Source organism: Devosia sp. GW821-FHT12F11 (genome assembly GCF_058806655.1).
On sequence record NZ_JBXAPX010000006.1, the window covers coordinates 177,141 to 189,962 of the forward strand.

A 12,822-nucleotide genomic window follows, 5' to 3' on the forward strand; every position below is an offset into this window, starting at 1 on the left:
AGTGCGGGTAGCTGATACCCTGGGCCTCACAGGCTCGTCAGTTGCGGTTGATTGGCCGCGCTGGTCAATTGCCGCCCGACTTGCTCGGGCTGATCTCCACTGGCCATCGAGTTCGCGGGCCGGAGGAAGGGCCGATATGCGTCACTGGCTTTGGATGCTTCTGGTAGCCATGCTGCTGGGCGCCGGGATCGCCGTCTATATGCTGAAGCCGGTGCAGGGCGCGGCGCGCGACCTGACGCTCACCGGCGACGTGGCGCGTGGGCAGTACCTGCTGCGGCTGGGCGATTGCGTCACCTGCCACACCGACAAGAAGAACGGGGTGGCTGAACTCGGTGGTGGCCCCGGGCTGGTGACGCCATTCGGCACGTTCTATGCGCCCAACATCACCTCCGACCCCAAGGCGGGCATAGGCGGCTGGACGCTGGCACAGTTCTCGAGGGCGATCAGCGATGGCGAGGGGCCGAAGGGGCACCTCTACCCGGCGTTCCCCTTTGAGAACTACACGCTGATGAGCGATCAGGATGTTGCCGATCTCTATGCGGCGCTGCAGCAGGTGCCGCCGGTTGCCACCTCGGCAAAGCCGCACGAGGTGGCCTTTCCGTTCGGCCTGCGACCGCTGGTGGCGGGCTGGAAGAACCTGTTCTTCACGCCACGCCGCTACGAGGCAGACGTCAGCCATTCGGAACGCTGGAACCGCGGCCGCTACCTGGTCGAGGGGCCGGGGCACTGCGTGATGTGTCACTCGCCACGCAACCTGCTCGGCGCGGTGGACAAGGGCAAGGAACTCACCGGCAACCCGGCCGGCGGCACCGGCGGCAAGGCGCCGGCACTGACGGCCGAGCGATTGAAGACAGAAGGCTATGATGTCGCCTCGATCGCCAGCGCGCTGAGCGATGGATTTACCCCCGAGTTCAACGTGTTGGGCAGCGCCATGGGCGAGGTGATCGCCGACGGCACGTCGTACTGGACCGAGGCGGATCGCGAGGCGGTGGGGGCTTATCTGCTCGGGGAGGAATAGAGCTACTCGAACATCTCCGATGAGATGCGGCGTGCGGAGTCGATGACACGCACCACTCGTCGTCGCATCGAAATCGAAGAACACGAGGTAACGCCCGACCGGAAAGCTCCGCAGTTTTGGTGCAAGGTCGTCACGTGCGCGCCCCATCTGAGGCGTGCTTGCGAGGTGCCAGATCGACTCCCCGATGCGACGCAGCTGCCCGTCGGCCGCTGGCGGGTTATCCGAAGCTATGAAAGACCAGATACTTCTCAGGTCGCGACGCGCGGCATTGGTGTGATGGGACACTAAGCGGCATCTTGGCGGCTCGCCTTCAGCTAATTCGCCTCGGCGATGATGTCCTCCATGTCGAGCGGCCCGGCATCACCGCTATCCAGTCCCTCCTGGATCAACCGCTTCAGCTCTTCCGTTCGCACCTTTCGCAGGACCTCTGCGTCTTCAAGCAGCCGCAGCCCGTCACGCAGCACTTCGCTGGCGCTGTTGTAGCGGCCGCTTTCGACGAGCTCGCGGACGAACTTCTCGTAATGGTCCCCGAGGGTGTAGCTGGATGGCATGGCTGATCTCCTTCGGGAGTAGACTATCACTTTATGATAGTCTTGGCCATTACGCCCCGGCGCGGATGGCGAGGGCGTCTTCGAGCGTCATCTCGGTGTGGTGCTCCCATTCGGGGCGCGGTTCGGGGAAATCGGTGCGGAAGTGGCCGCCGCGGCTTTCCTCGCGCTGCAGGGCGCCGGCGGCGACCAATGTCGCCGAGGTGGTCATATTGAGGAACGAGCGGGTAACGCCCTGCGCGGTGGCCTCGATCTCGGCGATGCGGCGCAGCGCAGTGCGCAGGTCGGTGGCGTTGCGCTCGACCCCGACCAGGTCGGTCATGGTGCGGCGCAATTCCTTCACCGACACGTGGTTGCGCAGGCGCTCCTCCACCGCCTCGCCCTCGACCGGATCCCAGCCGATGCCGGGGAAGGGGGCGAGCGGGCTGCGCAGCGGCTCGAGGCCGGAGATATCGGCGGCAATGCGGGCGCCATAGACCACGGCCTCGAGCAGCGAGTTCGAGGCGAGGCGGTTGGCGCCATGCAGGCCCGTCGACGAGCACTCGCCGGCGGCCCAGAGGCCCGGCAGCGAGGAACGGCCGTTGGCTTCGACCTTGACGCCGCCCATGTGGTAATGCGCCGCCGGGGTGACCGGGATCAGCTGGGTCACCGGGTCGATGCCGAAGTCGGTGCAGTATTTGGCGACGGTGGGGAAGGCGGTGAGGATGCGTTCGCCGATCGCCTCGCGGGTATCGAGGAACACCTTCCGGCCCGCCTTGATCTGCCGGTAGTTGGCGCGGGCGACGATATCGCGCGGCGCCAGCTCGGCATCGGGATGGATCGCCGGCATGAAGCGTTCGCCGAGGTCGTTGACCAGGATGGCGCCTTCGCCGCGCAGCGCCTCGGTGGCGAGCGGGGCGGGATCGGCGCCGGTGGCGATGGCGGTGGGGTGGAACTGCACAAACTCGGGGTCGGCGATCAGCGCCCCGGCCCGGGCCGCCATGCCCATGGCATGGCCGCGCACCCCGGAGGGGTTGGTGGTGACGGCGTAGAGCCCGCCCAGCCCACCGGCGGCGAGTACGGTGGCGCGAGCCCGGATCAGCACCGGCTCGGCATAGCGATCACCGAGCTTGCGGGCATAGACGCCGATGATGCGGCCATCGGCGCGAGCGAGATCGACGACGGTCAGACCCTCGACAATGCGGATCGACGGGGTCTTGCGCACCTCGGCAATGATCGCCTGCATGATGGCGTAGCCGGCGCGGTCGCCTTCGACACGCACCACGCGGTTGCGCGAGTGGGCAGCTTCCTTGCTCAGCACATAGTGGCCGAGCTCGTCGCGATCGAACGGGGTGCCCCAGCGGGCGAGGTCCTCGATGCGCGCCGCGGCCTCGGCAGTGACCGATTCCGCCTCGTCCTCATCGACGATGCCGGCGCCGGCGATCTCGGTGTCGACGGCATGGGCATGCGAGGTGTCGCCCGGACCGACCGCGGCAGCGACGCCGCCTTGCGCCCAGGCGGACGAGGCGCCATTGCCGAGCGGCACGGGGGAAATGACGGTGACGGGGCGGGGGGCGAGTTTCAGCGCGCAGAACAGGCCGGCCAAACCAGCGCCGACGATGAGGGCACCGTCGGCGTTGAGGACGTTGTCAGTAAAGGTCATCGGTCTCCCCCGGGCGAAACGCCCGGATCAGGCCTCGTCGACCACAGGGGTTTCTGCAGCGCGCTTCTTAAGCGATTCTATGGCGTTTTTGGCGCTCGACTTCGACTTGTAGGTTTCGGTCCGGACCATGGTCTCGCCGTTCGCCGCGACGAAGCGGACGAAGGTCTGGCCGTCCTTGGAGGCTGCCAGCTCGAAGCGATAGCCCTTGCCGGTCTCGCCCTTGGCGGTATCGACCACGGCGGCCTCGGGAGCGTTCTTCTTCAGCGAAGCAATGGCGTTCTTGGCGCTGTCCTTGCCCGCATAGTTCTCGGACCAGAAGATGGTCTCGGCGTTGTAGACATATTTGGCAACGAACTGCCCGCCCTTGGCGGAGGTGATCTTGAAGGAATGTGGCACGACGCTATTACCCCTCGGTTGCGGGCCGGGAAGTCGTGGCCCGATGACGCAAATCTAGCGCCGTGCGGGAGTCGCGCAACCCTCAAAGTCAGGCACGCGCTTGATTTGATTGAGCTTGGACCTGAGGGGCTGCCTACTGAGCGGATATCTACGTGACGAAAGTCCATATCCGCCGATACAGGGCTGGCTTAGCTGCAGCTATGCGAGAACCCGGTCCCTGCACCGGGGTCGGCTAGTTTGCGTCGGGATCAATCCCGCTTCTTGGAGAAATTGATCATCCTCTGCACAGCGGCGCGGGCGGGCTCGAGCAGTTCTTCGGCCACCGTCACTTCCTCGGTCATGGTGTGGAGCGACCACAACACGTTCTCGAGGTTGATGCGCTTCATGTGCGGGCAGATGTTGCAGCCGCGCAGGAAATCGACGCCGGTCGCCTCGGAGGCGACGTTGTCGGACATCGAGCACTCGGTGACCATCACCACGCGCGGCGGCTTCTGCGTCTTGACGTAGTCGATCATCGCGGCGGTCGAGCCGGCGAAATCCACCGCGTCGATCACCTCGGGTGGGCACTCGGGGTGGGCGATAATCTTGGCCGTCGGGTAGGCGTGGCGAAGTTCGGCGATGTCGTCGGCGGTGAAGGTCTCGTGCACCTCGCACGAACCGGCCCAGGTGATGACCTTCTTCTGCGTCTTCTTGGCGGTATTGCGCGCCAGGTACTGGTCGGGGATCATGATCACCGTGTCGCCGGCCACGCCGTTGACGATGTCGGCGGCGTTCGACGAGGTGCAGCAGACATCGGTCACCGCCTTCACCGCGGCGGAAGTATTGACGTAGGTGATGACCGGCACGCCCGGATACTGGGCGCGCATGGCGATGACGTCTTCGGGAGTGATCGACGACGCCAGCGAGCAACCGGCCCGGCTGTCGGGGATCAGCACGGTCTTCTTGGGGTTCAGCAGCTTCGACGTCTCGGCCATGAAGTGCACGCCGCACTGCACGATGATCGACTGCTTGACCTTGGTCGCTTCGATGGCGAGCTGCAGGCTGTCGCCGACGATATCGGCCACGCCGTGATAGATCTGCGGCGACTGGTAGTTATGGGCGAGGATGACCGCATCCTTCTCCTTCTTCAGCCGGTTGATCTGCAGGATCAGCGGCGCATAGAAGGGCCATTCGATCTCGGGGATGCGGTCTTTCACCCGCTCGTAGACGCGCGACGTCACCCGTTCGACCGCCTTGGTGAACTTGAGGTCGAAACTTTCCGCTAGGATGGCGCGAGCCTCCTCCAGCGGGGTGAGAGCGTTGATGAGCTGCACCGGACCGTCCCTCCAGACAGGTGGGACACTTAAGGTCGATTGCGGTCCTTTTCAATGTCGCGATTTGGCTTGATCGGCATGCGGCAAGTGCCTAACGCTCTCGCCGAACGACAGCCCCTCGAGGATCGCCATGCCGCAAGACGCCGCCGCCCTTCGCCAGACTCTCTCGCTCGCGCCGGTGATTCCGGTGATCGTGCTAGACGATGTGTCCGCGGCGCGGCCGCTGGCCGAAGCGCTGGTGGCTGGCGGTCTGCCGGTGCTGGAAGTGACGCTGAGGACGCCGCACGCGCTGCAGATCATCGAGGAGATGGCCAAGGTTGCGGGCGCTGTGGTCGGTTCGGGCACGGTGCGCTCGCCGCTGCAGATGGGCCATTCGGTCGATGCCGGCTGCCAGTTCATGGTGTCGCCCGGCGCTTCGCCGCGGCTGCTCGAGGCGGCCGAAGAGCACAAGATTCCGCTACTGCCCGGCATCGGCACTCCTACCGAGGCGATGACCGCCTCGGAACATGGTTACTCGTTCCTTAAGTTTTTCCCGGCCGAAGCGCTGGGTGGGGTCAAGGTGCTGAAGGCCTATGCCAGCCCGCTGGCCGACATCACCTTCTGCCCGACCGGCGGCATCGACATGGCAAAGGCCAAGGAATACCTGGCGCTGCCCAACGTCATCTGCGTCGGCGGCTCGTGGATCATGCCGGCCGATGCCATTGCCAACAAGGACTGGAAGCGGATCGAGACGCTGGCGAGGGAAGCTGCGGGGTTGAAGCGGAACTAGACCTGGTCAGAACGCTCGCAGGGTCGCCAGCTTGTTGCCGGCACTGTCGATGAGGACCAGCACACCAGCCTCGGCGTGAAATTTGGCGGCGGCAGCGAGGACGGCGAGGAAGCTCGCCTCCTGCGCCATGGTTGCCGGCTCGCACGCCATCTCGGTCCAGGCGATATCGGTGAACTGCACCGTGTCGTCGTTGACGCTGACGCTGCCGCCATAGCCGTTGCAGCCGCCGTTGCCGCCGGCGCGCCCGCCCGGCCCGACTTCCAGCGTGGTGTGCACACCTAATGTCACGACGCCATCGCGCAGTTCCTCGAGCGCCCACTTGCCATGGAGCAGCGAGCCGCCGGCGAAAGCCGGGGTGGCGGCTGCGAGGGCAAAGACACAGACGAGCAGGGCACGGAACGACACTTCAAAACCTCCACGGGACGCAGTTGCAGCCATACCCCGCCGGCATTATGGCAAAGCCATGATCCGAACTGCTATGGGTGGAGCGACGGCGCCCGCGGAGGCAGAGCTTGGCTAGAAAATCGCGATCGACGGTCATCGGCCTCTCCCACCTCCGCATCACCCTCAGCGAAAGCTTCTACATCGGTCCCGGCCGCGCCGACCTGATGGAACTGATCGCCGAGACCGGCTCGATCTCGGACGCGGCCAAGCGGATGGGGATGTCGTACAAGCGGGCCTGGGGGCTGGTGCAGGTGTTGAACGAGGGGTTCGGGGCGCCGCTGGTCGAGGCGTCGCGTGGTGGCACGGCACAGGGGGCGTCGCTCACCGCTGCGGGGCGCGAGGTGCTGGAGCGCTATCGCGACATGCAGGAGGCGACGCGTAAGGCGATCGGCAGGGATGTCGAGGCGCTCGTCGCATTACACGTCGATATGTCCACACGAAAATAACGCTTGCTGCCGGTGCCTGACGTTGGCACAACCATGGATATTTCCATTCGGACATATCGAGGGCCTCATGCGTCGGACGACCCTTCTGCTTGGCGTCAATCTGCTGGCGCTGCTGGGCGCGCCGGCCCTTGCCGCCGATGTCAGCGCGGCCATTGCTGCCAACTTCACCAAGCCGGCCGAAGAGCTGGGCGCGGCGTTCAGCAAGCAGACGGGCGACACGGTGAGCTTCAGCTTCGGCGCCACCGGGGCGCTCTATACGCAGATCAGCCAGGGCGCGCCGTTCGAGGTGTTCCTTTCGGCCGACACCAAGCGGCCGGCGCAGACGGTGAAGGACGGCTTTGGCGTCGACGGCACGGTGTTCACCTATGCGGTGGGCAAGGTCGTGCTCTACTCGCCGTCGGTCGATCTCACCGACGGTGCAGCGGTGCTCAAAGCCAACGCGTTCCAGCACCTCGCGGTCGCCGATCCGAAGACCGCGCCCTATGGCGCCGCGGCAATGGAAACGCTGGACAAGCTCGGGCTGACAGAAGCCGTGACGCCCAAGATCGTCACCGGCGAGAATATCAGCCAGGCGCTGCAGTTCATCGATTCAGCCAATGCCGAGCTCGGCTTCGTTTCCCTGAGCCAGGTGATCGACAAGCCGGCCGCGCAGGTCTGGCGCGTCCCGGCCGAGGACTATTCGCCGATCCTGCAGGATGCGGTGCTGCTGAAGCCAGGCGAGGCCGATCCGGCGGCCGCGGCGTTCCTCGAGTTCTTGAAGAGCAGCGAAGCGCGCGCCATCATCGAGAAATACGGCTACGAGGTCGGCTCGGGTCAGTGAGGTTTTCATGATGCTGAGCGCCAGTGAGATCGTGCAGCCCGTCGGGCTGACGCTGACGCTGGCACTCATCGTCACGCTGATCCTGCTGCTGGTCGGCACGCCGATCGCCTGGTGGCTGTGCCGGACGCGCTCGCCGCTGCAGGCACCGATCGCCGCGGTGGTGTCGCTGCCGCTGGTGCTGCCGCCGACGGTGCTCGGGTTCTACCTGTTGCTGGCGTTCGGGCCGAATGGTCCGGGCGGCCTCTTGGCGCCGCTATGGGGCGCACGGACCCTGGCTTTCTCGTTCGAAGGGCTGGTCATCGCCTCGGTGCTCTACTCGCTGCCCTTCATGGTGCAGCCGCTGCGCACGGCCTTCGAGGCGCTCGGCGACGAGCCGCTGGAGGCCGCGGCAACGCTCGGGGCAGGGCGGTGGACGACCTTTTTTCGCGTGGTGATCCCGCTGTCGCGCACCGGCTATCTCACCGGCGCCATCCTGACCTTCGCGCATACCGTCGGCGAGTTCGGCGTGGTGCTGATGATCGGCGGCAACATCCCCGGCAAGACCAAGCTGGTGTCGATGGCGATCTACGATTTCGTCGAGCGGCTGGAATGGGACAAGGCCCATATCCTCGCCGGCGGCATGGTGGTGTTCGCCTTCGTGGTGATCACGGCGGTGATGCTGATCGACCGGCGGGTTGGGCGGGTGGTGGGGTGAGTATCGACTGAGGCAGACGGCCCCCTCCCATCCTCCGCCACAAGGGGGGAGGTGCCACGCCGGTTCACTGGGCATGATCGAAGACAGAACCTCGACTCTTCACCTCCCCCTTCATGGGGGAGGCCGGGAGGGGGCCGTCTCTATCAGTCGGCGTCAAGCCAGCCGCAACAGCTCCACGAAGCGCTTCAGCGCCTTGGTCAGGCCCTTGCGCTTCTTGGTGTCGAGGTCGGCGAACAGCGCTTCTTCGAGTTGTTCCCAGTTGGCGGCCAGCACTTCGCGGATGCGGGCGCCGCGTTCGGTGAGGGCCAGTCCTTCGGTGAGGTCCGGACCGATGGCCTGGCGCGCCACGATGCCCCGCTCGATCAGCCGTTGCAACCGGGGCTGCAGCGCTTCGGGCTCCAGCCCCAGATGCTCGGCGAGGGCCGCTTCGCTCGCCCCGAGCTCGGCATGCAGCACGAAGATCACGGCATCGTCGCCGGCCTCCAGCCCGCGGTCGAGCAGCGGCACCAGCAGCGCCTTGTGGGCCAGCTGGCCAGCTTCGATCAGCCGGTAAAGCGTTGAACGGGCTTCGGGTTTGGTCATGGGTGGATAGATAGACTTCAGGACGGGATCGAGCGACATGGGACCCATCCTATCGTTAATCTCAGAGAGACCAAGTGGCGGCATTGTTCAGGCTTTGCGGATGACTTATGCGTGCTGAGGCGGTGTTCGGCAGAAGCACCCCCAGTCTACACAGTTCAGGTCAGGAACGCATGAGCCAGGACCTCGCCCGCATCAGGGCCTTCGTGCAGGTGTTCGATGCCGGCGGCTTCTCGTCCGCAGCGCGGCAACACGGGCGCTCCAAGGCGCTGCTGTCGAAATATGTCACCGACCTCGAGGACTATCTCGGGGTGCGGCTGATGAACCGAACCACCCGCAAGCTCAGCCTCACCGAAGCCGGCGAAGCCTATTATCGCGAGGCCAGCCAGCTGCTGCAGCAGCTGGACGACCTCGATGCGACGATCTCGGATCAGACCGCCGAGCCCCGCGGGCTGGTGCGGGTGTCGGCGCCGCGGAACCTTGGTGAGACCACGCTGGCGCCGGCGATCTTCGCCTTTATCGCCAAGAACCCGCTGATGTCGGTCGATCTGAGGCTCGAGGATCGCTATGTCGACCTGGTCGAGGAGAGCGTCGATGTGGCGCTGCGCATCTCGACGCTGGCCGATTCCTCGCTGATCGCCCGCAAGATCTCCGATATGCGGCATGTGATCTGCGCCGCACCGAGCCTCGTCAAACGGGTCGGCACGCCGACCTCGGGTGAGGCGCTGCGCAACATGCCGTGCGTGCTCGATACCAATATGCCCTCGCACAGTTCGTGGCGCTTCATCGAAAACGGTACGCCGATCTCGGTGCATGTGTCCGGTCCGGCTCGGGTAAATTCTCCGGTGGCCGCCATGCAGGCGGCGCTGGCCGGCCTTGGGTTCGCCGTATTGCCGACCTACCTCGCTGACCCGCTGATCGCCGAAGGGCGGCTGGTTCGCGTGCTCGAGGACAGGATGCCCGAGGGGCCGAGCCTGCAAGCCGTCTATCCGCATCGGCGGCATCTTGCCGGCAAGGTTCGCGCCCTGATCGACCACCTGGTCGCCTGGTTCGCCGACAACCCGGTCAAGTAGGTTCAGGGATTGGGGCAGGCGTTGATGACGGGTTTGTTACGCAAGCTGGCGCTGGCGGTTGCCGCCACACTCGGCCTTGTCGGCGCGGCTGAGGCTCACCCGCATATCTTCATCGATGCCAAGGCGACGATCGTCTTCAACGACGCGGGCGAACTCACCGAGATCAAGAACGCCTGGACCTTCGACGAAGCGTTCTCGGTCTGGCAGATCCAGGGGCTCGACACCAACAACGACGGCATCACCTCGTCCGAGGAGATGCAGGACCTCGCCGACGAGAACATCAAGGGTCTGGCCGAGTACAACTTCTACACCTCGGCCGGGGAAACCACCGCGTCGCTGCCGTTCGCTTCGATGGACAACGGCAGGTTCGTGTTTGCCGACAACCGGTCGACGCTCAGCTTCGGCATCGAGCCGCAGGGCCCATATCGGATCAAGGACAAGCTCGAGATCGCAATTGCCGACCCCGAGTACTATGTGGCGATCACCTTCCGCGACCTCTCCGATATCACGCTCGAGAATGCGCCTGCCGGTTGCGGCGTACATCTCGAACCGCCGCGCGAGCTGTCGCCTGACCTGCAGGCGCGGCTCTACGAGCTGTCGTCCGATGTCACCAAGCTGCCCCCCGATCTCGAGGCCGCTGTCCGGGGCACGCAGGGCGCCATCGTGGTTGACTGCTCCGGCGCGGCCAAGCCAGCGGCAGCCAGCACGGCACTTGAGGCCGTAACTCAGGTGGCCGAAGCCAAGCCCGCAATGCCGTTCGGCGGCCCGCCACCGGAGCCTGGGTTCAAGCTGCCGCGGACCGGCTTTCTCGGCTGGGTGCAGAAGGCGCAGGAAGACTTCTACCGCGGGCTGGAAGGGGCGCTTTCGGCGCTGAAGCACGACTGGACAGCGTTCTGGGTGCTGGGCGGGCTGAGCTTCCTCTATGGGGTGTTCCACGCCGCCGGACCGGGGCACGGCAAGGTGGTGATCGGCTCCTACATGCTGGCCAACGAGCGACAGGTGCGGCGCGGCATCGGGCTCAGCTTCGCCGCGGCGATGATGCAGTCGCTGGTGGCGGTGGTGTTCGTGGGCGTCGCCGCGGCAATCCTGGGGTTGTCGAGCGTCGCCATGGGCACGGCGGTCGGCTGGATCGAGAAGGCGTCGTATGGCCTCGTGGCGCTGCTCGGCCTGTGGCTGATCGCGCGAAAGCTGTTCGGCTGGGGAGGGCACTCGCACGACCACGGGCCGAACCTGACAGCCAAGGCGCACCAGCATCTGCATGCCGACGAAGCGCCCAAGCATGCGCTGCTCAATGTTCGCAAACAAGACTTGGAGCGGGGGCAGAGCTTCAATTTCCGCACCGGCCTGCAGCCGGCGGGTGGCCCGGCGCTCGATGCCTATGGCCGGGTGCCGGGTGATGCGCATTACGGACACGACCACGGCGATCATGACGGGCACGATCACGATCACGAGCACGAGCATGGCCATCATCATCACGTCGTGACTGCCGAGCAGACCGGCGGCGACTGGCGCGAACAGCTCGGCGTGGTGCTGGGGGTCGGGCTCAGGCCCTGCTCGGGAGCGCTGGTGGTGCTAGTGTTCGCACTGAGCCAGGGCATCCTCGCGGCGGGCATCGCCGCAGTGTTCCTGATGGGGCTCGGCACGGCGATTACCGTGTCGGCGCTGGCGGTGCTGGCGGTCGGTGCAAAGGGCTTTGCCACCCGCTATCTCGGCGCCGAAGGCAAGCTTGGCAGCCGGCTGGTCTGGTGGGCCGAGCTCTGCGGCGCGCTGGTGGTGTTTGCCTTTGGCGCGGTGCTGCTGCTCGCCAGTTTCTAGAGCCATCTCGCGACAAACCAGGCTCGCCGCGACACCCTTGCACTTGTGTTCGGTGCGCCGCTGACTATGTTGCGCGCCAACAGAACGTTTCCAGCTATAGGCCAGCCCATGGCAACCGGACTTCCCGCCGGACACCCCGCGATCGCGACACCGAAAGTGGGGGTGCTGTTGCTCAACCTGGGCACTCCCGATGGCACCGACTACTGGTCGGTGCGCCGCTATCTCAGCGAATTCCTTTCCGACCCCAGGGTGATCGAACAGCCGCAATGGCTGTGGCAGCCGATCCTGCAGGGCGTGGTGCTTTCGACCCGCCCGCAGAAGAGCGGCGAGAACTATGCCCGGATCTGGGACAAGGAAGCCAACGAGAGCCCGCTCCGGGTCATCACTCGCAAGCAGGCGACCAAGCTGCAGGAGCGGCTGGGCAAGAACATCATCGTCGATTTCGCCATGCGCTATGGCAACCCGTCGACCAGGTCGGGCATCGAGGCGCTGCAGGCGCAGGGCTGCCAGAAGATCCTGCTCGCGCCGCTCTATCCGCAATACTCGGCAACCACCACGGCGACCGCCAATGACAAGGCGTTCGATGCGCTGAAGACGCTGCGCTGGCAACCGGCCGTGCGCACGCTCCCGGCGTATTTCGACCAGCCGGCCTATATCGAGGCGCTGGCGCAGAGCATTGCCGATGGCGTTGCGGCACTGGATTTCACGCCGGACGTGATCCTCACCTCGTATCACGGCATGCCGGTGCAGTATTTCGAGGCAGGTGACCCCTATCACTGCCAGTGCCTCAAGACGACGCGGCTGGTGCGCGAGCACCTGGGCTGGTCCGAGGACAAGCTCAAGGTCACCTTCCAGAGCCGGTTCGGCCCGACCAAGTGGCTCGAGCCCTATACCGACGCCACGCTGATGGCGCTGCCGGCGGAGGGCATGAAGCGGGTTGCCGTGGTGGCGCCGGCTTTCTCGGCTGATTGCATCGAGACGCTCGAAGAGATCGCCATCACCGGCCGCGAGCAGTTCGAGCACGCCGGCGGCGAGCGTTATGCCTATATCCCCTGCCTCAACGACAGCGAACTGGGAATGGGTATGCTGGAGAGTGTGATCCGCAAGGAACTGGCGGGCTGGGTGTAGGTGTTGGCGGCGCTTGCCGCGGTCGGTCAACCAGCCAGTGGCCGTCATCCCGACGAAAGTCGGGACCCAGTGCACTGACCGCACCACATCCGCAGATCTCTCCGACCCTGCCGTGATGGACCGGGGAGGTCACCACT

14 protein-coding genes and 1 pseudogene are annotated in these 12,822 nt (G+C 65.6%); 8 read left to right on the top strand and 7 right to left on the bottom strand.

The genetic code is table 11. The annotated features are described in order from the left end of the window. The first annotated feature begins 136 nt into the window (after window positions 1-136). Window positions 137-1,018 carry a c-type cytochrome gene (locus tag AC1ROK_RS18485; protein ID WP_492849589.1) on the top strand — a complete coding sequence of 294 codons (882 nt, stop codon included), beginning with the start codon at window positions 137-139 and terminating at the stop codon, window positions 1,016-1,018. A 78-nt stretch (window positions 1,019-1,096) separates the two neighbouring features. Here the strand turns inward: AC1ROK_RS18485 and AC1ROK_RS18490 are convergent. From AC1ROK_RS18490 to nadA, 5 genes and pseudogenes are all read right to left on the bottom strand, one after another. After that, window positions 1,097-1,303: pseudogene (locus AC1ROK_RS18490) on the bottom strand (type II toxin-antitoxin system RelE/ParE family toxin); the annotation flags it as partial. Between the two features lie 29 nt (window positions 1,304-1,332). Further along, window positions 1,333-1,569 (bottom strand): type II toxin-antitoxin system ParD family antitoxin, encoded by a 237-nt coding sequence (locus AC1ROK_RS18495; RefSeq protein WP_492849591.1) that lies wholly within the window; start codon window positions 1,567-1,569, stop codon window positions 1,333-1,335. Between the two features lie 49 nt (window positions 1,570-1,618). Next, the gene (locus tag AC1ROK_RS18500; RefSeq protein ID WP_492849593.1) at window positions 1,619-3,208 is read right to left on the bottom strand and encodes an L-aspartate oxidase; all 1,590 of its coding nucleotides are present in this window, start codon (window positions 3,206-3,208) and stop codon (window positions 1,619-1,621) included. Window positions 3,209-3,235: 27 nt separating this feature from the next. Then, window positions 3,236-3,604, bottom strand: coding sequence for a YegP family protein (locus AC1ROK_RS18505; protein WP_492849595.1), 369 nt, complete (start codon window positions 3,602-3,604; stop codon window positions 3,236-3,238). Between the two features lie 248 nt (window positions 3,605-3,852). Further along, entirely contained in the window at window positions 3,853-4,908 is a 1,056-nt protein-coding gene (gene nadA, locus AC1ROK_RS18510) for a quinolinate synthase NadA (protein WP_492850012.1), read from the bottom strand. Between the two features lie 139 nt (window positions 4,909-5,047). On the opposite strand from nadA, the gene eda reads away from it, so the two are divergent. Then, window positions 5,048-5,686, top strand: a complete 639-nt coding sequence (gene eda / locus AC1ROK_RS18515) for a bifunctional 4-hydroxy-2-oxoglutarate aldolase/2-dehydro-3-deoxy-phosphogluconate aldolase (RefSeq protein WP_492849597.1) — start codon at window positions 5,048-5,050, stop codon at window positions 5,684-5,686. A 6-nt stretch (window positions 5,687-5,692) separates the two neighbouring features. On the opposite strand, the gene AC1ROK_RS18520 is transcribed toward eda, so the two are convergent. Next, the gene (locus tag AC1ROK_RS18520) at window positions 5,693-6,091 is read right to left on the bottom strand and encodes an META domain-containing protein (protein ID WP_492849599.1); all 399 of its coding nucleotides are present in this window, start codon (window positions 6,089-6,091) and stop codon (window positions 5,693-5,695) included. A 107-nt stretch (window positions 6,092-6,198) separates the two neighbouring features. On the opposite strand from AC1ROK_RS18520, the gene AC1ROK_RS18525 reads away from it, so the two are divergent. The 3 genes from AC1ROK_RS18525 to modB all read left to right on the top strand — a co-directional run bounded on the left by AC1ROK_RS18525 (window position 6,199) and on the right by modB (window position 8,090). Continuing rightward, window positions 6,199-6,576, top strand: coding sequence for a winged helix-turn-helix domain-containing protein (locus AC1ROK_RS18525; RefSeq protein WP_492849601.1), 378 nt, complete (start codon window positions 6,199-6,201; stop codon window positions 6,574-6,576). 67 nt (window positions 6,577-6,643) lie between these two features. Continuing rightward, window positions 6,644-7,396 (top strand): molybdate ABC transporter substrate-binding protein, encoded by a 753-nt coding sequence (gene modA / locus AC1ROK_RS18530; protein ID WP_492849603.1) that lies wholly within the window; start codon window positions 6,644-6,646, stop codon window positions 7,394-7,396. 10 nt (window positions 7,397-7,406) lie between these two features. Beyond that, entirely contained in the window at window positions 7,407-8,090 is a 684-nt protein-coding gene (gene modB, locus AC1ROK_RS18535) for a molybdate ABC transporter permease subunit (RefSeq protein ID WP_492850014.1), read from the top strand. A gap of 153 nt (window positions 8,091-8,243) precedes the next feature. Here the strand turns inward: modB and AC1ROK_RS18540 are convergent, their stop codons facing one another. Beyond that, window positions 8,244-8,711 (bottom strand): MarR family winged helix-turn-helix transcriptional regulator, encoded by a 468-nt coding sequence (locus AC1ROK_RS18540; RefSeq protein ID WP_492849605.1) that lies wholly within the window; start codon window positions 8,709-8,711, stop codon window positions 8,244-8,246. A 131-nt stretch (window positions 8,712-8,842) separates the two neighbouring features. Here AC1ROK_RS18540 and AC1ROK_RS18545 point away from each other — a divergent pair, with 131 nt between their 5' ends. The 3 genes from AC1ROK_RS18545 (at window position 8,843) to hemH (ending at window position 12,685) form a co-directional block, all read left to right on the top strand. Further along, a complete protein-coding gene (locus tag AC1ROK_RS18545) occupies window positions 8,843-9,742 on the top strand; it encodes a LysR family transcriptional regulator (RefSeq protein WP_492849607.1) in 900 nt (299 codons plus the stop codon). Window positions 9,743-9,766: 24 nt separating this feature from the next. Beyond that, window positions 9,767-11,557, top strand: a complete 1,791-nt coding sequence (locus AC1ROK_RS18550) for a HoxN/HupN/NixA family nickel/cobalt transporter (protein ID WP_492849609.1) — start codon at window positions 9,767-9,769, stop codon at window positions 11,555-11,557. Between the two features lie 108 nt (window positions 11,558-11,665). Next, window positions 11,666-12,685 carry a ferrochelatase gene (gene hemH, locus AC1ROK_RS18555; protein ID WP_492849611.1) on the top strand — a complete coding sequence of 340 codons (1,020 nt, stop codon included), beginning with the start codon at window positions 11,666-11,668 and terminating at the stop codon, window positions 12,683-12,685. Window positions 12,686-12,822 lie beyond the last annotated feature (137 nt).

Bases quoted from the DNA above. Each gene is read 5' to 3' on its own strand.
- AC1ROK_RS18495 (WP_492849591.1), bottom strand. From the start codon at position 1,569: ATGCCATCCAGCTACACCCTCGGGGACCATTACGAGAAGTTCGTCCGC.
- AC1ROK_RS18540 (WP_492849605.1), bottom strand. From the start codon at position 8,711: ATGTCGCTCGATCCCGTCCTGAAGTCTATCTATCCACCCATGACCAAA.
- modA (WP_492849603.1), top strand. From the start codon at position 6,644: ATGCGTCGGACGACCCTTCTGCTTGGCGTCAATCTGCTGGCGCTGCTG.
- modB (WP_492850014.1), top strand. From the start codon at position 7,407: ATGCTGAGCGCCAGTGAGATCGTGCAGCCCGTCGGGCTGACGCTGACG.
- AC1ROK_RS18550 (WP_492849609.1), top strand. From the start codon at position 9,767: ATGACGGGTTTGTTACGCAAGCTGGCGCTGGCGGTTGCCGCCACACTC.
- hemH (WP_492849611.1), top strand. From the start codon at position 11,666: ATGGCAACCGGACTTCCCGCCGGACACCCCGCGATCGCGACACCGAAA.
- AC1ROK_RS18485 (WP_492849589.1), top strand. From the start codon at position 137: ATGCGTCACTGGCTTTGGATGCTTCTGGTAGCCATGCTGCTGGGCGCC.
- eda (WP_492849597.1), top strand. From the start codon at position 5,048: ATGCCGCAAGACGCCGCCGCCCTTCGCCAGACTCTCTCGCTCGCGCCG.
- AC1ROK_RS18500 (WP_492849593.1), bottom strand. From the start codon at position 3,208: ATGACCTTTACTGACAACGTCCTCAACGCCGACGGTGCCCTCATCGTC.
- AC1ROK_RS18545 (WP_492849607.1), top strand. From the start codon at position 8,843: ATGAGCCAGGACCTCGCCCGCATCAGGGCCTTCGTGCAGGTGTTCGAT.